Here is a 21,112-nt window from a genome sequence, read left to right as displayed (position 1 = left end):
CCCACCCCTCCCACGTCCCACATCCACCACGAACGCTCGTCACCAACAGAAGGAAGAGAACATGTCCGACATCACCTGGACCCGCAGCCGCGACAAGATGGTCGCCGGCATCTGCCAGTCCATCGCCCGCCAGACCAAGATCGACGTCAACATCGTGCGCCTGATCGTGGTCGTGCTGACCATTGCCACCAGCGGAACAGTTGCCCTCATCTACGGCATCGCCTGGCTGGTACTGCCGCTCGAGGGCGAGTCAAGCACGCACCTCGATGCCGTGCTCGGCAAGAGCAAGCAGGCCTACGACGACTACAAGACCAAGAAGGCATCCCAGCCCGGCAGCCAGCCCGGCGCCGACCCGAAGGACACCTTCAACCCCTACGACGACCAGCACTGAGCCGGTCAGTCCCGATCGCCCACCTCGGGTTCGCGCATGTGCCGGGCCTCGACGTGGGCGATCACCTTCTTGACCGCCCACACCAGCACCCCGAAGACCAGCACGGCGCCGACGAAGAAGTAACCGGCGTACTCCAGTTGCCCGGCCACCTCGCGGTAGCTCTCAGCCGCCCGCCAACCCACGGTGACGTACAGGACGGCCCACAGTGAGCACGCGGCGCTCGTCCATGCGATGAAGGTGCGGTAGCCCATCCGGCTCATGCCGACGGTCAGCGGAACCAGTGAGTGCAGGACCGGCAGGAATCGGGACAGGAACACCGCGATCCCCCCACGCCTGGTGAGGTAGACCTCAGCTCGGCGCCAGTGCTCCTCGCCGATCCGACGCCCGAGCCAGGAGTGGCGGATGCGGGGACCGAACCATCGTCCGAGGTAGAAACCCAGTGACTCCCCGACCAGGGCCCCGGCGACGACGGCGACGATCGTGAGTGCCCACTCCAGAGGATTGCGGACGCCCGTCGCGGCCACCAGCACCACCGAGTCGCCCGGGATCACCAGGCCGATCAGGATCGACGTCTCGAGCATGACGCCCACCCCGGCGAACAGGATGCGCACCACGGGATCGAACCCTGCGACGTGGTCGAGCAGGGTCGACAGCCATTCGTTCATGACTGCTGCCTCTGCGACGAACGGGTCATTGCCCCATCGTCGCACCCCTGATCAACCGCCCGGTGCCCACCCGCGGGTGTTCAGGCCCGGACCGTCACTCCCACTCGATGGTGCCCGGCGGCTTGGACGTGACGTCGAGGGTGACCCGGTTGATCTCGCGCACCTCATTGGTGATCCGGGTCGAGATGGTGGCCAGCACGTCGTAGGGCACCCTGCTCCAGTCGGCTGTCATGGCGTCCTCGGACGAGACCGGACGCAGCACCACCGGGTGCCCGTAGGTTCGTCCGTCACCTTGGACGCCGACCGAGCGCACGTCGGCCAGCAGCACGACGGGGCACTGCCAGATCTCACGGTCGAGTCCTGCGCGGGTGAGCTCCTCGCGGGCGATGGCGTCCGCCTCGCGCAGGATGTCGAGGCGTTCGGCCGTAACCTCGCCGATGATGCGGATGCCGAGCCCAGGGCCCGGGAACGGCTGGCGCCAGACCATGTGGTCGGGCAGACCCAGTTCGGCACCGACCGCCCTGACCTCGTCCTTGAACAGGGTGCGCAGCGGTTCGATCAGGCTGAACTGCAGGTCGTCGGGCAGCCCGCCGACGTTGTGGTGGCTCTTGATGTTGGCCGCACCCTCGCCGCCGCCTGACTCGACCACGTCGGGGTAGAGCGTTCCCTGCACCAGGAACTCGATGTCGCGATCGTCGTTGAGTTGGCGGGCGGTCGCCTCGAAGGTGCGGATGAACTCGCGTCCGATGATCTTGCGCTTGGTCTCGGGATCGGTGACACCGGCAAGGGCTCCCAGGAATCGCTCACGCTCGTCTGCCACCACGAGGTCGACACCCGTCAGCTCGACGAAATCGGTCTTGACCTGCTTGGCCTCGCCCTTGCGCAGCAGTCCGTGGTCGACGAACACGCAGGTGAGCTGGTCACCGATGGCGCGCTGCACCAGGGCCGCGGCCACCGCGGAGTCGACGCCTCCCGACAGCGCGCACAACACCCGCTTGTCGCCCACCTGCTCGCGGATCAGGGCGACCTGGTCGTCGACGATGGTCTTGGAGGTCCAGTCGGCACGCAGGCCGGCGATGTCGACCAGGAAGCGCTTGAGCACCGACTGGCCGTGCTCGGAGTGGAGCACCTCGGGGTGCCATTGCACGCCAGCCAGGCCCTTGTCGAGGCACTCGAAGGCGGCGACCGGGGCGCCGGCGGTACGCGCAAGCACGGTGAAACCCTCGGGCGCCCGGCTGACCGAGTCACCGTGGCTCATCCACGTGTTCAGGGCATGCGGCACCTCGGCCAGCAGTCGTCCGGGCTGGTCGACCCAGGTCTGGGTGCGACCGAACTCGCTGAGTCCCGTCTTGGCCACGGCACCGCCCAGAGCTGCCGTCATCGCTTGGAAGCCGTAGCAGATGCCGAACGTGGGAACACCGAGGTCGAACAGGGCGGGGTCGATCTGGGGGGCACCCTCGGCGTAGACCGACTGCGGCCCGCCGGAGAGGATGATCGCCTTGGGCTGCCTCTCCGCCACCTGCGCGGCGGTGAAGGTGTGCGGCACGATCTCGGAGTACACCCCGGCCTCGCGCACCCGGCGGGCGATCAGCTGGGCGTACTGGGCTCCGAAGTCGACGACCAGCACCAGGTCGTGCTCGGTTGGGGTCTCGCTCATGGGGCGAGTCTAGGGGTTGTGCTCGCCCTCCCCCGCACCCTCGGTACCCGGTGAACCGCCTGTGTGATGTACGGGTTGGCCGTCGTGCCGGCCGAATCGTCAGCGCTCGGTGGGCTGTTCGTCCGCATGGTCCGGAGCCGACGAGGTCCGGGAGTGGCCGCGGTCGGCGTCCGGGTCGATCGAGCCGACGCGCTCGTTGAGCTCGCGCAGGGTCTGGCGGCGTGCGCGACTCGCCAATTGCGAGGGAAGGCCGATACCCAGACCCAGCAGCAGTCCTCCGAGCAGGGCGAACAGAACCGCCGCGTTGTACTCGGGTCGGGGGCTGTCCATGCGCGGTGCCGTCGTGTGCACGGCAGTGATCATGCGGTCGAGCTGCACCCAGCCGTTGACGAACCAGTACACGCCCACCCCAAGGATCAGCGCCCCGAGGCCTGTCACCACGATCTTGAGCATCTTCACGGTCGCCACTGTACGCTTCGCGGCGTCCGCCTGGGGGTGCCGCGAGGCGTGGGCGTCGCAGGTCTCCCGTCCCAATCGTGCCAATCGTGTGCTCTGGCCCCGACAGTTGCGGCTGGGAGGGCGGAACCGGTACGAGGACACACGATTCGCACGATTGGGCTGGTCGAGTCGGCCATCTGGGCTGCGCCGGGACGGTGACACATGCTGAGATGTGGTGACCGACACTGGAACAAATGGGTGAGATAAGAGATTGTTATGGCCATGGGCATCTATGCGAATGTGACTGACCTCGTCGGACGGACCCCGCTCGTCCGCATCAACCGCCTCGTGGGCGACAACGCCACCGTGGCCGCCAAGCTTGAGTTCTACAATCCCGCCAACTCGGTCAAGGACCGGATCGGCGTGGCCATGGTCGACGCAGCCGAGAAGTCGGGTGAGCTGCGTGAGGGCGGCACCATCGTCGAGGCCACGTCGGGCAACACCGGAATCGCGCTGGCCATGGTCGGCGCCGCGCGCGGCTACAAGGTCGTGCTGACCATGCCCGACACGATGTCGATGGAGCGTCGCGCACTGCTGCGCGCCTACGGCGCCGAACTGGTGCTGACCCCCGGCGCCGAGGGCATGAAGGGTGCCGTCGCCAAGGCCGAGGAGTTGGGGGCGCAGGAGGGGGCGGTGCTGGTGCGCCAGTTCGACAACCCCGCGAACCCGGCCATCCACTACTCCACCACCGGCCCCGAGATCTGGAACGACACCGAGGGCAAGATCGACATCCTGATCGCGGGCATCGGCACCGGCGGGACCATCTCGGGAGCCGGCAAGTTCCTCAAGGAGAAGAACCCCGAGATCAAGCTGATCGCGGTCGAGCCCTCCGAGAGCCCCCTGCTCAACGGTGGCAAGCCCGGTCCGCACAAGATCCAGGGTCTGGGCGCCAACTTCATCCCCACCAACGTCGACCGCGAGATCCTCGACGAGGTGATCGACATCACCAGCGAGAAGGCCGTCGAGGTGGCCCGTCAGGCTGCCACCGATGAAGGACTGCTGGTGGGCATCTCGTCGGGGGCCGCACTGGCCGCCGCCCAGCAGGTCGCCGAGCGCGCCGAGAACGCAGGCAAGCTGATCGTGGTCGTGCTGCCCAGCTTCGGCGAGCGCTACCTCACCTCGGTGTTGTACAGCCACCTGATGCAGGCATGAGCCGACTGCTCCACCTTGCTTCCCGGGTGCGGGAGCGGGTCGCGGAGGACATCGACGCAGCCATGCGCGAGGATCCCGCGGCCAGCTCCCGCACCTTGGTCGCTGTCGCGTACTCCGGGCTGCACGCCATCTGGCTGCACCGGATCGCGAACTCGATGTGGCAGTCGTCCGAACGGCTGCGCCCGGCGGCGAGGGTGGTCTCCCAGACCAGTCGCTTCCTGACCGGCATCGAGATCCACCCGGGCGCCACCATCGGGCGCCGGTTCTTCATCGACCACGGCATGGGCGTCGTGATCGGTGAGACCGCCGTGATCGGCGATGACTGCATGATGTACCACCAGGTCACCCTGGGTGGACGAAGCCTGCAGCCGGTGAAGAGGCACCCCACCCTGGGCAACCGGGTGGTGATCGGCGCCGGGGCCGCCATCATCGGCAACATCACCATCGGCGATGACGCCAAGATCGGCTCGGCGGCGCTGGTGATCAAGGACGTGCCCGCTGGCGAGACGGTGCTTGCCGCGCCTTCGCACATCCGCGAACAGAAGGTCGGGGTCGGCGTCTTCTCCGAGGACACCGGGTTGGCTCCGGAGTTCGAGATCTGACCGATCGCCCTCCGACCACCCCGTGACAGGGCGAGGTCACGACGGCCGGGATCAGTCCCGGGCGTCCCGGATGGCCTCGTGGTGGCGCACCACCTCTGCAACGACGAAGTTGAGGAACTTCTCGGCGAACTCCGGGTCGAGATGGGCGTCCTCGGCGAGGGCGCGCAGGCGCGCGATCTGGGCCTGCTCACGTACCGGGTCGGCCGGCGGCAGGCCGAGACCAGCCTTCAACTCCCCCACCCGCTGGGTCACCTTGAACCGCTCAGCGAGCAGGTGCACCAGGGCGGCGTCCATGTTGTCGATCGACGAGCGCAACCGGGCCAGCTCGGCGGGCACGGCGCCGCCCTGGGCCGCTGCGTCCTGCGGGCCCATCAGTGCACCACGAGTTCGATGCGCTGGAACTCCTTGGGATCGGTGTAGCCGGTGGTGGCCATGGCGCGCCGCAGTGCGCCGACCAGGTTCATGGTGCCGTCGGTCACCCTGGAGGGGCCGAACAACACCTCCTCGAGACTGCCCACGGGTTCGACCCGGGTGCGGCGTCCGCGGGGAAGGGTCTCGTGCCATGCCTCTGCACCCCAGTGCCAGCCCCGCCCCGGGGCCTCCTGGGCGCGGGCCAGCGGGGTGCCCACCATGACGGCGTCGGCCCCACAGGCCAGCGCCCGGACGATGGACCCGGAACGTCCCATGCCACCGTCAGCGATCACGTGCACGTAGCGTCCACCGGACTCGGCCATGTAGTCACGGCGTGCCTCGGCGACGTCGGCGATGGCCGAGGCCATCGGCACCTCGATGCCGAGCACGTCGCGGTTGGAACCGGTGGCACCACCGCCGAAGCCGACCAGCACTCCGGCCGCGCCCGATCGCATCAGGTGCAGGGCGGTCTGGTAGTTGGCGCAACCACCCACGATCACAGGCACGTCGAGGGCGTAGATGAACTCCTTGAGGTTGAGCGGTTCCACCTCGTCGGAGACGTGTTCGGCCGACACCGCCGTGCCGCGGATGACGAAGAAGTCGGGGTTCGAGGCGACCACGTCGTCGGCAAAGGCCTGGGTGTTCTGGGGCGACAGCGCCCCGGCGGCCGGCACGCCGGCCTCACGGATCTCGTTCATGCGGGCGCGGATCAACTCGCCCTTGATCGGCTCGGAGTAGATGCGCTGCATCGCGATCGTCGCCTCGACGGGGTCGACGATGGTGGCCAGCTCGGCCAGCACCTCGGTGGGGTCGTCGTAGCGGGTCCACAGCCCCTCGAGGTTCAGCACCCCGAGACCACCCAGTCGTCCCATCTCGATCGCAGTGGTGGGGCTCATCACCGAGTCCATGGGGGCCGCCACGATGGGGAACTCGAAGCCGACGGCGTCGATCTTCCAGCCGAGCTTCACCTGGTCGACGCCGCGGGTGCGACGGGAGGGGACGATGGAGACCTCGTCCAGGCTGTAGGCGCGCTGGGCGCGCTTGCTGCGTCCGATGTCGAACACGGGGAACCTCAGTTCTTGGAGGAGGAGTAGTTGGGTGCCTCGACGGTCATCTGGATGTCGTGGGGGTGCGACTCGCGAAGCCCCGCGGAGGTGATGCGGACGAACGCGCCCTTCTCGTGCAATTCGTCGAGGGAGCGGGCGCCCGAGTAGAACATCGACTGCCGCAGTCCCCCGACCAACTGGTAGGCGACGGCCTCCAGCGGTCCGCGGAAGGCAACCTGACCCTCGATGCCCTCGGGCACGATCTTGTCGTCGGAGGTCACGTCGCCCTGGAAGTAACGGTCCTTGGAGTAGGAGGGCTTGCGTCCGCGGGCAGCCATCGCACCCAGCGATCCCATGCCCCGGTAGGACTTGTACTGCTTGCCGTTGATGAACACCAGTTCCCCGGGGGACTCGGAGCATCCGGCGAGCAGGGAGCCGAGCATGACCGTGTCGGCGCCGGCGACCAGGGCCTTGGCGATGTCACCGGAGTACTGCAGGCCACCGTCACCGATGACCGGTACACCGGCCGGACGAGCCGCCCGCGCGGCCTGGTGGATCGCGGTCACCTGGGGAACCCCGACGCCGGCGACGACGCGGGTGGTGCAGATCGATCCCGGACCGACGCCGACCTTGATGCCGTCGGCCCCCGCGTCGACCAACGCCTTGGCACCGGCGTAGGTGGCGACGTTGCCGCCCACCAGGTCGACGTCGCGGGCAGCCGGTTCGGCACGCAGTCGCTTGATCATGTCGACCACGCCCTGGGAGTGCCCGTGGGCGGTGTCGACCACGAGCAGGTCGACGCCCTCCTCGACCAAGGCCATGGCGCGCTCCCATGAGTCGCCCCAGAAGCCGATGGCCGCGCCCACGCGGAGGCGTCCGTGCGGGTCCTTGCTGGCCAACGGGTAGCGGTCGGACTTCACGTAGTCCTTGAGCGTGATCAGTCCCCGCAGACGGTTCTGGTCGTCGACGATGGGCAACTTCTCGATCTTGTGCTGGGCGAGCAGTTTGAGGGCCTCGTCCGAGGTCACTCCCACCTTGGCGGTGACCAGCGGCATGCGGGTCATGACGTCGCGGACGAGGCGTGAGCCGTCCTCCTCGAAGCGCATGTCGCGGTTGGTGACGATGCCCAGCAGTTCGAGGCTGGAGTTCACCACGGGCACACCCGAGATGCGGTAGCGGCCGCACAGTTCGTCGGCCTCGCGCAGGGTGGCGTCGGGGGTGATGGTGATCGGCTCGTCGACCATGCCTGCCTCGGACCGCTTGACCTGGTCGACCATGGCGGCCTGGTCCTCGATGGAGAGGTTGCGGTGCAGGATGCCGATGCCGCCCTGCCGGGCCATGGCGACGGCCATCCGGGTCTCGGTGACGGTGTCCATCGCGGAGCTGACCAGGGGGATCTTGAGTTCGATCCGGCGCGAGATGTGCGCCGAGGTGTCGACCTGCGAGGGAATCACGTCGGAGGCGACGGGCTGCAGCAGCACGTCATCGAAGGTCAGTCCGAGGGCCTCGAAGGCCAGGGGAACACCGGCCGGGGACAGGTCTGCGGGAACGGTCACTGCGCGCCTTTCAGGAGGGAGGACCGGCTCAGTCTATCCGCGCACGGCCGCCGCGACCGACCGTGCCCGGGATGGTGCACCGCCGACGAGTGGATCACATCCGAACGCACAGCGACCCCCGCCCGGGAAGGGCAGGGGTCGCTGTGGCACGGGTTCGGTTTCCGCTCCAGCTCAGTGCTGGTGGGCGTCTTCCTCGTCCTCGGGCTTCTCGACGACCAGCGTCTCGGTGGTGAGCAACAGCCCCGCGATGGAGGCGGCGTTGGCCAGGGCCGAACGGGTCACCTTCACCGGGTCGATGACCCCGGCCTCGACGAGGTTCTGGTACTCGCCGGTCCTGCCGTTGAAGCCGTAGTTGGCCTCGAGCTCGGCGACCTTCGAGACGATGACGTAGCCCTGCTCGCCACCGTTCTCGGCGATCCAGCGCAGCGGCTCGACCACCGCCTTGGCAACGATGTGCACGCCGGTCTTCTCGTCACCCTCCAGACCCAGACCACCGACCAGCACCTTCGAGGCGTGGACGAGGGCCGCGCCGCCACCGGCGACGATGCCCTCCTCGATGGCCGCACGAGTGGCCGAGACGGCGTCCTCGATACGGTGCTTCTTCTCCTTCAGCTCCACCTCGGTGGCGGCGCCGACCTTGATCACGCAGACACCGCCGGCCAGCTTGGCCACGCGCTCCTGCAGCTTCTCGCGGTCCCAGTCGGAGTCGGTGCGCTCGATCTCGGCGCGCAGCTGGGCGACCCGGCCCGCGACCTCCTCGGACGAACCGGAGCCATCGACGATGGTGGTGTTGTCCTTGGTGACCACCACGCGACGAGCGCGGCCGAGCACCTCCAGACCCACCTGGTCGAGCTTGAGGCCGACCTCGGGGGCGATCACCTGACCACCGGTCAGGATCGAGATGTCCTCGAGCATGGCCTTGCGGCGATCACCGAACGCGGGGGCCTTGACGGCCACCGAGGTGAACGTCCCACGGATCTTGTTCACGACCAGGGTCGACAGCGCCTCGCCGTCGACGTCCTCGGCCACGATGAACAGGGTGCCGTGGGCCGCGATGACCTTCTCGAGCAACGGCAGCAGGTCGTTCATCGAGCTGATCTTGCCGGAGTGGATGAGGATGTAGGGATCCTCGAGCACCGCCTCCATGCGATCGGCATCGGTCACGAAGTAGGGCGACAGATAGCCCTTGTCGAACTGCATGCCTTCGGTGAACTCGAGTTCCGTACCGAAGGTGTTGGACTCGTCGACCGTGATGACGCCGTCCTTGCCGACCTTGTCGAAGGCCTCGGCGATCAGCTCACCGATCTGCTCGTCGCGCGAGCTGATGGTGGCCACCGACGCCATGTCGGTGGCGGTCTCGACCGCACTGGAGACGCTGCGCAGCTCGGTGATCAGGGCCTCCACGGCCTTGTCGATACCACGCTTGAGGCCGATCGGGTTGGCGCCGGAGGCGACCGCTCGCAGGCCCTCGTGCACGAGCGCCTGGGCCAGCACGGTGGCCGTGGTGGTGCCATCACCTGCGACGTCGTTCGTCTTGGTGGCGACCTCCTTGGCCAGCTGGGCACCCAAATTCTCGTAGGGGTCCTCGAGATCGACCTCGCGGGCCACGGTGACACCATCGTTGGTGATGGTGGGCGCGCCCCACTTCTTGTCGAGCACGACGTATCGGCCCTTGGGGCCCAGGGTCACCTTGACGGTGTTGGCGAGGATGTCGACCCCGCGCTCAAGCGCGCGGCGTGCTTCCTCATCGAACTTCAGAATCTTGGGCATGAACGCTCAGCTCACTTGCTGACGACAGCGAGAATGTCGCGGGCGTTCAGGAGCAGGTACTCCTGGCCGTCGTACTTGACCTCGGTGCCGCCGTACTTGGAGAAGATGACGACGTCGCCCTCGGCGAGGTCGAGGGGCACGCGGTTGCCCGAGTCGTCGATGCGGCCGGGGCCGGTGGCCACGACCTTGCCCTCCTGGGGCTTCTCCTTGGCGGTGTCGGGGATGTACAGGCCGGAGGCGGTCTGCTGCTCGGCGTCGAGAGGCTGAACGAGGACGCGGTCCTCGAGCGGCTTGATCGTGGTTGCCACGTCAAACCCCTTTCTGGTGGTGGTAGCGGGTGCTACGGCTTCAGTCAAAAGGTCTCGGCCGGGGCGTCGTCGCGGTGTCGTCCCGTCCAAATCTGGCACTCACCCGGGGCGAGTGCCAGAGACCAACTTAGTACCGGGCTGGCACTCCTTCAACCCGAGTGCCAAATCCGGGCCGACGAATCCGAACCCCGTGTCGTGCAAATCCGAGCCACGGACGATGACCGGTGGCAGACTCGGGCGCATGCACCGGGAGCCGACGATCCTGGAGGCCGCGGGCGGCCCCGAAGCGGTGTTGCGCCTGGCCCGGGCGTGGCACGAGCGCGTGATGGCCGACGAGGTCGTCAGTCACGCCTTCAGTCATGGCTTCCGCGCCGACCACACCGAACGCCTCGCCGCCTACCTGACCGAGGCCTGGGGTGGCCCGACGGAGTTCTCCGATCACCTGGGCAGCCACTCCGAGGTGGTGTCCCTGCACTCGGGCGAGGGCGAGCACGTCGAGATGGACCGCCGCGGCGAGGCCTGCTTCGCCGAGGCGCTCGTCGATGCCGGCATCCCTGCCGAGGTGCAGCCGGTGCTGCGCGACTACTGGCACTGGGCCACGGTCCTGATGGCCGGGCATCCCACCGGTCACGACCCCTCCTCGAACGAACCACTGCCCCATTGGGGCTGGGACGGCCTTCAGCCGACCAGTGCCCGATAGGCGCCGATGGCCTCGGCAGGGCTGGCGTCGGCCACGACTCGTCCGTCGTCGATGACAACCACCCGGTCGAAACCCTCGAGCGTCTCGAGGTCGTGGGTGACCAGCAGCACCTGCTGCGGCAGGCCCTCGACCAGACGCATCACCGCCCGCCGGTTGCGCAGGTCGAGCAGCGTGGTGGGCTCGTCCATCACCAGCACTGAAGGCCCGGTGATCAGCACGGACGCGATGGCCAGGAGCTGCTTCTGCCCACCCGACAGCAGGTGGGCGGGATGGTCACGGTGGGCGAGCAGCCCGTGCCTGTCGAGTTGTGCCTCCACCAGTCGGGCCACCTCTGCCTTGGGCAGCTTCAGGGGCCGCAGACTGAAGGCCAGGTCTTCTGCGACGGTGGGCATGATGATCTGCAGGTCGGGGTCCTGGAAGACGAACCCCACCGTGCGGCGGACCCGGTCGAGGCCTCGACGGGTGTCATGGCCGTTGACCGCCACCGTGCCCCGGGTGGGTACCACCAGTCCGTTCACCAACCGGGCGAGGGTGGACTTGCCCGAGCCATTGCCCCCGATGATGCCGATGCGCTTCTCCGACAGGGTGAGCGAGACCTCCCGCAGCACGGGGCGCTGCGGGTAGGAGAAGCTCACCCGGTCGAATTCGATCACAGTCGCGGGTCGCCGCCCAGCGTCTTCAGCCCGGGCTGATCACCGGTGGGGTGACCAGCGGCGGGGTCATCCGTGAACGGGCGATCGACGCGTGGGGTGATCAGGGGGTAGGCGCGCTTGACGGTGATGATCACCAGCGCCGCCACGACCGCCTTGAGGATGTCTCCGGGCAGGTAGACCACCCAACTCCACCACCCTTGCGCCAGCGTCAGTTTGGCCGACGCGACGATCAGCCATGGCTGACCGATGACGTAGACAGCCAGCGCTCCACCCACGAAGCAGGCGATGAAGGCCGACACCGCGTTCAACCGGATCCACCACCGCTCCACGAGCAGGCCGGTGACCAGTGCACCCAACGGGTAGGCCCAGATGAAGCCGCCGGTAGGGCCCAGCAGCATGCCGAAGCCGCCGAGGCCACCCACCAGCACGGGGGCACCGATGGCGACCAGCAGCACGAACAGCAGCATCGACAGGGTCCCCCGCTTCCAGCCCAGGATCCCGCCGGCAAGCATCACGCCGAGGGTCTGGGTGGTGAACGGGGCGGGTAGCAGGGGCAACTGGATGCGCGGGGCCAGACCCAGCACGCACATCAGGGCGGTGAACAGGGCGATCAGGGCGAGGTCCTTGGCGCGCATCGGGGTTCCTTCCAGGTCGTCGCGAAGGACTGAGGCACTCAGCTCCGCGGTTTGAACAGCGTTCAAAACGGCACCTTAGCAGGTCGGTCCGGTGGTGCAGGGCGGGTGCCCACGCCCCTCACCTCGAGCGCCTCACCCAGCCCGTCGGCCATCCTCAAGGTCCGGATCACCAGGGGTGCCAGGTACGACACCCCGAGGCCGAACAGACCCGGACGGACCCCTCGTGCGGCGTGGGCCTCCCGCACCTTCGAGGCCTCCTCGGCGATCACCGGGATGAACCGGAAGACCAGTGCGATCATCAGCCCGATGCGGTCGGGATCGACCCCGACCCGTCGAAGCGGCCCAGCGGCCCACACCACCGCGTCGACCAGTGCCGTCTGGGCGGTGGTCAACGTGACCAGATTGGCCAGCAGGACGACCGCCAGCACCCTCAGCCCGACCTGGGCAGCCGTCGTCCAGTCACCCAGGAATCCCTGGGCCAGCACGATGAGTGCCACCATCGCCAGCACACCCCGCAGCAACTGCCAGGCTCGCGCGGGGGGCACCCGCGCCACCAGGTAGGCGGCTGCGACCACACCGACGCACGAGCCGAGCACGACCAGCGAGTCGACGAAGAAGGCGAACGTGCCGAAGACGAGGATGGTCAGCAGTTTGGCGCCCGCCGGCAGTCGGTGGACGAGGGAGTGGCCCGGCACGTGGAGGCTGAGCATCAGGGGCCGCACAATCTCTCGAGCGCCGACCGCAGCCGCTGGTCTCCGCCGGGATCGGGCGGATCACCCAACCCGAGCCTGGCGAACTGCTCGCGCTGTTCCGCGTCGAAGGCGTGGCCCAGCACGAGGTGCTGAACGGACTCGGCCACCACCCGGGCGTCATCGGGGGACGTGGGCAGTCGGCTGGCCAGGGCCGCGGCGGGTGACTCGGCCCACGGGCGCATCGCCAGCGCCGCGCTGACCAGTTCCGCACCCGAGCGGTGCTGGCGCAGCAGGGAGTGCAGGTTCATGCCCCAGGCTACCGGGTCCGGAGAAGGGCCCGGTGTTCCCGGGTCGGCCCCATGCCGATGCTCCGGGGCCACGTCGTCCGGTGCCACCAGCACCAGATCGGCCAGCACCAGGTCCGCCAGCACCAGATCCGCCAGTGCCACCAGCAGGGTCTGCTTGTTGGCCACGTGGTAGTAGAGGGCCCCCGGTTGCACGTCGAGCTGGCCCGCGAGGCGACGCATCGACAGATCCGCCAGGCCGTACTCGTCGACGATGTGCAGGGCCGCGGCCAGCACCTCGTCCCTCGTCAACGCCATGGGACCATCCTAGGACCAGCGCTTGAACGGCGTTCAAGTGCCTCCTGCGTTCCCCCACCGCTGCGGCCAGGGGTCCGGGCGGACCGTTGGCGCCACGGGCGGGATAATCGGACCATGAGTGAATCCACGCCCGCCGCCACCGACCTGTCGGTGTTCCTGGAATGGTGGGCGGACCTGTCCGATGACACGTTCGTCGCCCTTCCCCCACCGGCACCGCACGGTCGCCACACCCAGGCCGACCTGCACTCCGATGCCGATCGGGCCATCACAGCCGCCGGACTTGCCCCCACCACGGCGTACGCCGGATGGCAGTGGCAGTCCCAGGAACGGGCCTTCGACGCCGACGGTGCCCTGCAGGAACGGCTCTTCCTGCACTGGGGCGGGGACCCCCAGGTCGTCCACCAGCACCTGGCCACGGCACCCCAGGAATTCACGGTGACCGCGGCACGCACCGGCGCCGCCTTCGAGATCGACAAGCGGGCCCACCTGGGGGACGACGGGCTGGCGGATCCCGACGACCCCGTGGCCGTGCGACAACTGATGGAGCGTCTGCTCACCCCGATCGACCACACCGCCCGACCGCTTCAGTTCGGCCCGCTCACACCGCCGGAGGAGGCATGGCTGTTCGCCCGGTGGGAGGAGTCGCCCGACATCGAGCAGGCCGCCCCGTTCGTGCGGGCCCTGGCCATGCGGCAGCGGCTGGACGAACACCTCCTGTCGAGCTTGGTCGCGGAGTGGCTCGACCTCGAGCACCCCGCGGAGTGGGGCGCCTGGCGGGCCGTGCTGGTGGCCCTCCTGCGGCAAGGCCATCCGGCCGCCACCACCATGATCCTGCGGTTGGGGGTGTTGGCCGATCCCGTACTGGCCGAGGTGCCCACCCCCGGCGCGGTGGGGGCCCTGCGCGAGCACGCCCTGGCCCAGCCGGTCGACCTCACCCCGTGGCTGCACTCCGAGCGGGTGCTGAGCCAGGTCGACCTCGTCGACGCGGCCCTCAACCTGTGGCACGACCTGGTGGGGGCCGGCCTGGCCGAGCAACGGGCGAGCGCGCTCGCCGAGGCACTGCTGACGCTGACCCCCCCGCCGTTCAAGGCGCTCAAGGTCGCCACGGACGAGAGACTGCCCCTTGCGGTGCGGCGCGGGGTGGCCCAGACCGCGAAGGAGTCCCTGGCCCACGCCGAGGAGCACCACCCCGATCTGGTGCGACGGTTCCGGGAGCAAGCCGATGACCTGCTCGAGGGAACCGGGCCCGACCTGACCGGCACGGAGACCGAGTTGGCCGCCAGGTACGACGACTACCGCCACCTGCAGCCGAGTCAGGAATCGTGGCTGAGGAGCCAACTCGTTCGTCCTGGGATCGACCTGCAGGGATTGGGCTTCTGCCTCGACATCCTGGTGTCCCACGGTCGCGGTACCGCCGCCGACGTCGACACCCTCGCCGCCGGCTGGCGCAAGCGCTTGGCCAAGAACTATGACGCCCCTGCTGGGGAGTGGCGGCACCCGCTGGTCACCCTGACGGTGCTGGCTCGTGAGCTCCACCATCCGCTGCGCGGTGACCTGGAGACCTTCTGGCTCAGGGCCGCGACCGGATGGGCAAGGCGTCTGGCGCCTCTGGTGCTGGTGGGTGACCCTTCCGTCGAGGGTCTCCGCAAGCTGTGGGACGTCGCCGTGGCCAGCGACGACGCCAGCAACCTGTGGCGGAGTTGGCTGCTGGCGCGCAGTCGGCTCACCTCGGTGACACCGGTGGCCTTGGGTGACGTGGCATTACGGGAGGCACCGCTGCGCCACCCCCAGCAGGTCGCGGACGCCATCATCGCGACAGTGGTGCCCGAGCTGCCGCTGTGGGGCCGGACCTTCTCGACCTCCGACCCGGCGTGGCTCGACCGCGGCCTGCTGGTGCTCGAGCATCCCGATCTCACCCCGGCGGTGCGCGAGCACGTGGTCAGGACCGTCGCGCGCCACCTGGTGCTGGACCGCGCAGGCCGCACCGAGCAGCCTCCCAGCCTGACGGCGGCGCAACTGTCTGCCTTCCGGGACCGGTGGCAGGCAGCGCAGCCGACGCCGACCAGACGTCCCGGCCTGTGGGCACGCCTGGTCGGGCACTGATCTGCTCAGGGCGACCGCGGCACTCGCTCGCAGACGAGGGCACGGGTACCGCGGGGAGTCGGAGTGAGCACGACGGTGGCGCTCGCCGATCCCTTCAACTTGAGCTGGCGTCGCAGTTCCGCCGGGTCGACGTCGAGCCCCCGCTTCTTGATCTCGAGAGTGCCGATGCGGTGCTCTCGGCACCACGCGCGCAGCGTCCTGACCGACCAGGGGATGCTCTCGAGCACCCTGAAGCTGGTGACCAGGGGCGTGTCGAGTGGCTCGTCGCTGGAGAGGTAGGCCACGTCGTGGTCGACCAGCCAGGCATTCGTCCCCGAGCAGGCCTCGGCGTACAACTGGGAGCGGATGACGGCGGGGTCGGGTTCGTGCAGGTACTCCCCCACGTCTGCCACGGGAAGACGCGCCAGACCTCGTCCGACGAGTTCGTACCGCCTGCCGCCGCGCAGCACCACCACCCGGTCAACCGCGGGGCCCTCACCCACGTCGGTGGCGAGGCAGACCTCGACGAGGGTTCCCTCATGGCTGACCCAGTGCCGGCCCAGGTCGTCAGGCAGCAGGCTCCGCGAGATGCCGGGCCCCAGCTTGACCACGAGCCGGTCACAGCGTTGGCGCAGGGACAGGACGAAGTCCCAGCCCGGCGAGAGGTCCTCGAGCCGCCAGCTCCTGCCCGTCGACGATCGTCGCGCCGGGTCGACGAAGACGAGGACGCCACCGTCCATCACCGCGGGCACCGCTGACGCGGCATCCCCGACGAGGACCCGTCCCTTGACGGAGGCCAGATTGTGCTGGGCACAACTGGCGGTGAGCGGATCCAGCTCGACCGCATCCACCCCCAGACCCGCCCGTCCCATGGCGAGGGCATCGAATCCGAGACCACATCCGAGGTCGAGCACCCGGGAGCAGCCCTCGGCGAACGTGTCGGCGCGCCAGGCCGAGACCTCGGGCCGGGTGGCCTGCTCGAGGCCTGTCGCTGTGAACAGCATGTCGGCAGCCCGGTCCCCGAACTTGCTGCGTGCCCGACGCCGCAGGGAGGCCTGCTCCAGCACCAGGGCCGCCAACTCGGGAGCGACCAGACGACGCAGCGCGCTGGCGGCCGCGAGGGAGTCGGGATCGGGCTGGGCGAGCGCCCTCTCCAGGGCCATCGGTCCCTCGCCGACTGTGAGCGGGTGGGGGGCGGGCTGGCTCGTGGTCACCCTCGCACCACGTGGGCACTGAAGAGGGTGGGGCGCCCGTCGGCATACGGCAGCACGGCATGGAACTGGGTGACCTCGGGGTCGAAGACCAGGGGTAGGAAGTGCCGGTCGCCCTCCCACATGTCGAGGGTGTCGAGCGAGTCGATCCGCTCCCAGCTGAGCTCCCCCTCGTCATTGGACGGCGGCGGGGTGCCGGTGAACGCGTCGACCACGAAGATGAACCCGAAATGGTCTGAGCCGTCGGCGCCGAATCCGGGCCAGGAGATCGTTCCACGTAGCCGCATGGCGGTCGGGGTGATGGCGGCCTCTTCCCGGAGTTCACGCACCATGCCGGTCCAGACGTCCTCGTCGACCTCGACCTTGCCGCCCAGCCCGTTGTACTTGCCGTGCTGGTCGTCGTCGGGGCGCGCGACCCGGTGACACATCAGCACCTGCTCGCCGTCCGGGTGCCGGACGAAGGCCAAAGTCGTGAGGATCGGGGTCAGCACATCGCGAGGCTACCGCCAGTAGAGTCGCGACATGAGCCAGCCGGGGGTCCATCCCACCCCTCCGCACGATGGCCGCGTGCGGCCCGCCAGTCGCGGCCTGGTGGTGCGCGAGGGCGAACTGCTGGTCAGCGTGATGGTCGGCGAGAGGCACCGTGAGTTCTGGCTGACCCCCGGCGGCGGGCAACATTTCGGCGAGACGAAGCTCGACAACGTGGCCCGGGAAGTGCTCGAGGAGACGGGATACCGGGTCAGGGTGGGCGACCTCGCCTGCGGCCGCGACTACATCGGTGCCACCCACTTCCCCGAGTGGGACTCGGGCTTCCACCAGAGCGAACTGTTCTTCTGGTGCACGCTGCTGCACCCCGATCCCCTGCCGCCCAGCGAGGTGGACGAGCGTCAGGTGGGCGTGAGGTGGGTGGCCATCAGTGAGCTGGTCGGCAGTCCCTTCTTCCCGCAGGCGCTGGCACGCTGGCTGAACCAGGACGAGACCAGCCGCGCGCTGTGGCTGGGCGACGTGAACTGACCGCATCAGGCCCGGGCCGCCAGCGGGTGCCGGCCCCGCGGCCTGTCAGACCAGGATGGTGGAGACCGGCAGCCCCGAATTGGCCGAGATGTCGAACGAACTCGGACGAAGACCTGCCTTGATCACCTGGGTGCCCAGCGCCGCCATCATCGCGCCGTTGTCCGTGCACAGTCCCGGTCGGGGCCTGCGCAGTTCCAGACCGGCGGCGACAGCTCGCTCCTCCAGCAGGGCCCGCAGCCGCGAATTGGCTGCCACTCCCCCGCCGATCAGGATGTGCTGGGCGCCGTGGTGCAGCGCAGCGTCGACGGTCTTGGCCGAGAGCACGTCGCAGACCGCCTCCTGGAAGCTGGCGGCGACGTCGGCGACGGGTACGGGACGACCCGCCCGCTCCTCGGTCTCGACCCAGCGGGAGACGGACGTCTTGAGCCCCGAGAAACTGAAGTCGAACCGGTGCTTGTCGAGGTCATGACGAGCCGTCAGACCCCGCGGGAAGCGGATCGCCTTCGGGTTGCCCTCGGCTGCAGCCTTGTCGATCACGGGACCGCCCGGGTAGGGCAGCCCCAGCAATCTGGCCACCTTGTCATAGGCCTCACCAGCGGCGTCGTCGATGGTCGAGCCGATCTCGACGATGTCGGTGGCCATGTCGTTGACCAGCAGCAGTGAGGTGTGACCACCCGACACGAGCAGGGCGACGCAGGGTGTGGGCAGGTCGCCGTGGTCGAGCAGGTCGACGGCGACGTGGCCCGCCAGGTGGTTGACCCCGTAGAGGGGCTTGTTCAGGTAGGCCGCCAGCGTCTTCGCGCTGGCCAGCCCCACCACCAGCGCACCCATCAGTCCGGGACCTGCCGTGACGGCGATCCCGTCGAGCTGGGCCAGGTCGACGTCGGCGGCGGCCAGCGCGCGCCGTAGCGTGGGCACCATCGCCTCGAGGTGGGCACGGCTGGCCACCTCGGGCACCACCCCACCGAACCGCACGTGGAGGTCGACCGAACTCGCGACCTCATTGGCGAGCAACGTGTTGCCCCGGACGATGCCCACGCCGGTCTCGTCACACGACGACTCGATGCCCAGCACCAGGGGTTCTGCCGATGAGGCGTTCACGCGGTCACCTCCTGCTCCATCACCAGGGCGTCGAGACCCTGGCCGTAGTAGTTCTTGCGGGTGTCGATGACGCGGAAACCGAACTGCTCGTACAGGGCGATGGCGGTGTCGTTGTCGTCCCTCACCTCGAGCAGCATGCGTGAGCAGCCGTGGGTCGAGGCGTACAGGAAACCGGAACGCATCAGGTCGCGGGCCACTCCCATCCGACGCCAGCGGGCCTCCACCATCACCCGGTTGAGGTCGATCACCTCGTCCCCCAGCTGGAAGGTGGCGACGCCGACCAGGTGACCCGTGTGGTCGGCCGCGACCAGCACGAACCGGTCGTCCGAGCTGAGTTCGTCGGCCCACAACTGGCGGCTCCATCGTTCCCTCGGGGGGAACGACCGCTCGTCCAGTGCGGTGATGGCATCGACGTCGTCGAGGGTGGCGCTGCGCTGCATCATGCCTGGCCACCCCCCGTCGACGGGGCATCGGACGAGGCATCGGTGGCGGAATCCTGGCGGTGGCGCTTGGTCAGCGACAGGCGCACCCCTGGCTGCAGCGCGGACTTCCGCGAGGTCGAGACCTCGGCGTCCGGTTTGCGCAGGTACAGGGGTTCCAGCCCGGCATCGGCGAAGGTGGCCGCCAGTTGGGCCAGCACTGCCACGTCGAGCGGGGTGGCATCGATCACGCGTGGGTCGTCCGCGAGCAGGGTGGCAGCGGGTCCCACCACCGGCAGGTCGGGCAGCTCGTCGGCGGGGCCGACGAAGGGGCCGTCCACCCGAGCGCCATCGGCGTCGTAGCGAGCCCAGTACAGCTCCTTGCGGCGTGCGTCGATGACAGCCACGAAGCCCTCGTCGACTGCGGGCGACGAGGCGGTGCGGCCGAGCACGTGCTGTCGGGCTGCGATGTCGAGGGAGCAGACCCCACGCGCTGTCGTCCCGGCGAGTTCTGCCACGGTCAGGGCGGTGACGACACCGACACGCAGTCCTGTGAACGGCCCCGGTCCGACGCCCACGGCGACCTCAGTGATGTCGGACATCGCCAGTTCTGCCTGCTGACACAGCTGGGAGATCAGCGGGGTGAGGGCCTCGACGTGCGCTCGCGTGTCGTCGACCCTGCCGGTGGCGAGCAGTTCGCCACCCCGGGCCAGGGCCGCGCAGACGACGGTGGAGGTGTCGATGGCCAACACGACTCCGTCGGGACGAGGGGTGGTCATCGGCTCTCCTCAGGGGTGGCAGGGGCGTCGTCCGTCGGTTCCGTGGCCGACCGGGGGGTGGGACGGAGCAGCTCGGCCGGCGGGTCGAGGGTGACCCCAGTCCAGCGCTGGCCGACACCCATCAGCAGCACATCGCGACCCTCGGCGTTGTCAGGGCGCTCGGAGCCGGCCGCGGCCTCGGGGCCGGCCCCTGCCTCGGGCAGGCCGGGAGTCGGGTCGGATCCCAGGGGGCGCCGGATCTCGATCTCGAGCCGGTCGGGGCTCAGCGTCTCGGCGACGCCTCGCCCCCACTCCACCACGGTGACGTGGTCGGCCAGGGAGTCCTCGAGGTCGAGGTCCTCCACCTCGGCGGCGGAGGCCAGCCGGTAGGCGTCAACATGGACGAGCCCCGGGGTGCCCGGTCGGGTGGGCGGGTGGATGCGCGACAACACGAAGGTGGGCGAGATGATCGGTCCGGAGACCCCCATCGCGGCCCCGAGACCTTGGGTGAGGGTGGTCTTGCCGGCCCCGAGTTCACCGTCGAGCACCAGGACGTCACCGGCCGTGAGCACGGTGGCCAACCAGCCGCCCAGACGCTGCATCGCCTCGGCGTCGGGCACGTGCACGCGGGTGGGCAGGGCTGCCCGCAGCATCCATCCGAGCTCGACCTCGCAGTGTTGGACGAAGCCGTGCAGCAGCCACCAGTCGCGGGTCTGGGGGAACTCGCGCCGGCTGAGCAGTTCCAGGTGGGTGGCACCCAGGTCGAGGGCCAAATCGGCCGCCCCGTGCACGAGCGCCGAGGCAAGACCGTTCCCCCGCACTCCGGGCAACACGCTGACGCGGTGCACGCCCATCACCCGGGCGCCGGGGACGGCCGGATCGTCGTCCGGCCCGCTCAGCAGCAGGCACCCGCTCAGCACCCCGTCGACCTCGGCGATCACGCCGTACCCGCGGGCCAACTGGGTCGCCACGGAGTCAACCGTGTCCGACAATGCCGCCGCCGGCGGGTCGACCGGGGGACGGGCCGAGAAGGCCTGTTGGATCACGGCGAGCATGGCCGGGGCGTCGTCAACCTCGGCCAGCCGCAACTGCACGTCATCTGCCACAGCCCACCAGCCTAACCCCGGCATGACGAGGCCCGCGCCTCGTCCCGCCCCTCGAGGGCGGCACCAGGCGCGGGTCACAGTCG

24 protein-coding genes are annotated in these 21,112 nt (G+C 69.1%); 6 read left to right on the top strand and 18 right to left on the bottom strand.

Going from position 1 to position 21,112, the window contains the following annotated elements:
* Positions 1 to 61 precede the first annotated feature (61 nt).
* Positions 62 to 391, top strand: coding sequence for a PspC domain-containing protein (locus H507_RS16310; protein ID WP_022910757.1), 330 nt, complete (start codon positions 62 to 64; stop codon positions 389 to 391).
* A gap of 5 nt (positions 392 to 396) precedes the next feature.
* Here H507_RS16310 and H507_RS0110945 read toward each other — a convergent pair whose 3' ends face one another.
* The 3 genes from H507_RS0110945 to H507_RS0110935 all read right to left on the bottom strand — a co-directional run bounded on the left by H507_RS0110945 (position 397) and on the right by H507_RS0110935 (position 3,172).
* Positions 397 to 1,056 carry a DedA family protein gene (locus H507_RS0110945; protein WP_026378106.1) on the bottom strand — a complete coding sequence of 220 codons (660 nt, stop codon included), beginning with the start codon at positions 1,054 to 1,056 and terminating at the stop codon, positions 397 to 399.
* A gap of 94 nt (positions 1,057 to 1,150) precedes the next feature.
* Positions 1,151 to 2,713 (bottom strand): glutamine-hydrolyzing GMP synthase, encoded by a 1,563-nt coding sequence (gene guaA / locus H507_RS0110940; RefSeq protein WP_022910755.1) that lies wholly within the window; start codon positions 2,711 to 2,713, stop codon positions 1,151 to 1,153.
* A gap of 99 nt (positions 2,714 to 2,812) precedes the next feature.
* Entirely contained in the window at positions 2,813 to 3,172 is a 360-nt protein-coding gene (locus H507_RS0110935; RefSeq protein ID WP_157438964.1) for a hypothetical protein, read from the bottom strand.
* A 261-nt stretch (positions 3,173 to 3,433) separates the two neighbouring features.
* On the opposite strand from H507_RS0110935, the gene cysK reads away from it, so the two are divergent.
* Together cysK and cysE are read left to right on the top strand one after the other, a co-directional pair.
* The gene (gene cysK / locus H507_RS0110930; RefSeq protein ID WP_026378105.1) at positions 3,434 to 4,363 is read left to right on the top strand and encodes a cysteine synthase A; all 930 of its coding nucleotides are present in this window, start codon (positions 3,434 to 3,436) and stop codon (positions 4,361 to 4,363) included.
* A complete protein-coding gene (cysE, locus tag H507_RS16305) occupies positions 4,360 to 4,965 on the top strand; it encodes a serine O-acetyltransferase (RefSeq protein ID WP_051139781.1) in 606 nt (201 codons plus the stop codon). Before cysK ends, cysE begins: the two co-directional genes overlap by 4 nt.
* A gap of 51 nt (positions 4,966 to 5,016) precedes the next feature.
* On the opposite strand, the gene H507_RS0110920 is transcribed toward cysE, so the two are convergent.
* The 5 genes from H507_RS0110920 to groES form a co-directional block, all read right to left on the bottom strand.
* On the bottom strand, positions 5,017 to 5,337 hold the full coding sequence (locus H507_RS0110920; RefSeq protein WP_022910751.1) for a chorismate mutase: 321 nt from the start codon (positions 5,335 to 5,337) through the stop codon (positions 5,017 to 5,019).
* Positions 5,337 to 6,440, bottom strand: a complete 1,104-nt coding sequence (locus tag H507_RS0110915) for a GuaB3 family IMP dehydrogenase-related protein (protein WP_022910750.1) — start codon at positions 6,438 to 6,440, stop codon at positions 5,337 to 5,339. The genes H507_RS0110920 and H507_RS0110915 overlap by 1 nt, the downstream gene beginning before the upstream one ends.
* Before the next feature lie 8 nt (positions 6,441 to 6,448).
* Positions 6,449 to 7,960 carry an IMP dehydrogenase gene (gene guaB / locus H507_RS0110910; protein ID WP_051139800.1) on the bottom strand — a complete coding sequence of 504 codons (1,512 nt, stop codon included), beginning with the start codon at positions 7,958 to 7,960 and terminating at the stop codon, positions 6,449 to 6,451.
* A 189-nt stretch (positions 7,961 to 8,149) separates the two neighbouring features.
* Positions 8,150 to 9,748, bottom strand: a complete 1,599-nt coding sequence (gene groL / locus H507_RS0110905; RefSeq protein WP_022910748.1) for a chaperonin GroEL — start codon at positions 9,746 to 9,748, stop codon at positions 8,150 to 8,152.
* A gap of 11 nt (positions 9,749 to 9,759) precedes the next feature.
* Complete coding sequence (groES, locus tag H507_RS0110900; RefSeq protein WP_022910747.1) at positions 9,760 to 10,056, bottom strand: co-chaperone GroES; 297 nt, start codon at positions 10,054 to 10,056, stop codon at positions 9,760 to 9,762.
* Between the two features lie 241 nt (positions 10,057 to 10,297).
* Here groES and H507_RS0110895 point away from each other — a divergent pair, with 241 nt between their 5' ends.
* Entirely contained in the window at positions 10,298 to 10,756 is a 459-nt protein-coding gene (locus H507_RS0110895) for a globin domain-containing protein (protein WP_022910746.1), read from the top strand.
* On the opposite strand, the gene H507_RS0110890 is transcribed toward H507_RS0110895, so the two are convergent.
* The 4 genes from H507_RS0110890 to H507_RS16290 all read right to left on the bottom strand — a co-directional run bounded on the left by H507_RS0110890 (position 10,735) and on the right by H507_RS16290 (position 13,338).
* Entirely contained in the window at positions 10,735 to 11,391 is a 657-nt protein-coding gene (locus H507_RS0110890; RefSeq protein WP_245558904.1) for an energy-coupling factor ABC transporter ATP-binding protein, read from the bottom strand. The genes H507_RS0110895 and H507_RS0110890 overlap by 22 nt on opposite strands.
* 14 nt (positions 11,392 to 11,405) lie before the next feature.
* A complete protein-coding gene (locus tag H507_RS16300; RefSeq protein WP_022910744.1) occupies positions 11,406 to 12,044 on the bottom strand; it encodes a biotin transporter BioY in 639 nt (212 codons plus the stop codon).
* Positions 12,045 to 12,106: 62 nt separating this feature from the next.
* Entirely contained in the window at positions 12,107 to 12,754 is a 648-nt protein-coding gene (locus H507_RS16295; protein ID WP_040438348.1) for an energy-coupling factor transporter transmembrane component T family protein, read from the bottom strand.
* Entirely contained in the window at positions 12,754 to 13,338 is a 585-nt protein-coding gene (locus tag H507_RS16290; protein ID WP_022910742.1) for a TetR/AcrR family transcriptional regulator, read from the bottom strand. The genes H507_RS16295 and H507_RS16290 overlap by 1 nt, the downstream gene beginning before the upstream one ends.
* A gap of 114 nt (positions 13,339 to 13,452) precedes the next feature.
* Here H507_RS16290 and H507_RS0110870 point away from each other — a divergent pair, with 114 nt between their 5' ends.
* The gene (locus H507_RS0110870; protein WP_022910741.1) at positions 13,453 to 15,441 is read left to right on the top strand and encodes a hypothetical protein; all 1,989 of its coding nucleotides are present in this window, start codon (positions 13,453 to 13,455) and stop codon (positions 15,439 to 15,441) included.
* A gap of 5 nt (positions 15,442 to 15,446) precedes the next feature.
* On the opposite strand, the gene H507_RS16285 is transcribed toward H507_RS0110870, so the two are convergent.
* Positions 15,447 to 16,634, bottom strand: a complete 1,188-nt coding sequence (locus H507_RS16285) for a class I SAM-dependent methyltransferase (protein ID WP_022910740.1) — start codon at positions 16,632 to 16,634, stop codon at positions 15,447 to 15,449.
* Complete coding sequence (locus H507_RS0110860) at positions 16,631 to 17,122, bottom strand: NUDIX hydrolase (protein ID WP_022910739.1); 492 nt, start codon at positions 17,120 to 17,122, stop codon at positions 16,631 to 16,633. Before H507_RS0110860 ends, H507_RS16285 begins: the two co-directional genes overlap by 4 nt.
* A gap of 31 nt (positions 17,123 to 17,153) precedes the next feature.
* On the opposite strand from H507_RS0110860, the gene H507_RS0110855 reads away from it, so the two are divergent.
* Positions 17,154 to 17,645: an NUDIX domain-containing protein gene (locus H507_RS0110855; protein ID WP_022910738.1), complete on the top strand. Its 492-nt coding sequence runs from the start codon at positions 17,154 to 17,156 to the stop codon at positions 17,643 to 17,645.
* A 45-nt stretch (positions 17,646 to 17,690) separates the two neighbouring features.
* Here the strand turns inward: H507_RS0110855 and tsaD are convergent, their stop codons facing one another.
* From tsaD to tsaE, 4 genes are read right to left on the bottom strand one after another with little or no spacing between them, the layout of a single operon-like run.
* Entirely contained in the window at positions 17,691 to 18,746 is a 1,056-nt protein-coding gene (gene tsaD, locus H507_RS0110850) for a tRNA (adenosine(37)-N6)-threonylcarbamoyltransferase complex transferase subunit TsaD (RefSeq protein ID WP_022910737.1), read from the bottom strand.
* The gene (locus H507_RS16280) at positions 18,743 to 19,189 is read right to left on the bottom strand and encodes a GNAT family N-acetyltransferase (RefSeq protein ID WP_022910736.1); all 447 of its coding nucleotides are present in this window, start codon (positions 19,187 to 19,189) and stop codon (positions 18,743 to 18,745) included. Before H507_RS16280 ends, tsaD begins: the two co-directional genes overlap by 4 nt.
* Positions 19,186 to 19,944: a tRNA (adenosine(37)-N6)-threonylcarbamoyltransferase complex dimerization subunit type 1 TsaB gene (gene tsaB, locus H507_RS16275; RefSeq protein WP_022910735.1), complete on the bottom strand. Its 759-nt coding sequence runs from the start codon at positions 19,942 to 19,944 to the stop codon at positions 19,186 to 19,188. Before tsaB ends, H507_RS16280 begins: the two co-directional genes overlap by 4 nt.
* Positions 19,941 to 21,029, bottom strand: coding sequence for a tRNA (adenosine(37)-N6)-threonylcarbamoyltransferase complex ATPase subunit type 1 TsaE (tsaE, locus tag H507_RS17720; protein ID WP_169512707.1), 1,089 nt, complete (start codon positions 21,027 to 21,029; stop codon positions 19,941 to 19,943). The genes tsaB and tsaE overlap by 4 nt, the downstream gene beginning before the upstream one ends.
* Positions 21,030 to 21,112: the final 83 nt, after the last annotated feature.

Source organism: Aestuariimicrobium kwangyangense DSM 21549 (genome assembly GCF_000421525.1).
Lineage (GTDB): Bacteria > Actinomycetota > Actinomycetes > Propionibacteriales > Propionibacteriaceae > Aestuariimicrobium > Aestuariimicrobium kwangyangense.
Note: the sequence above shows the minus strand (reverse complement) of the source record. Positions and strands in the feature narration are given on the sequence as shown.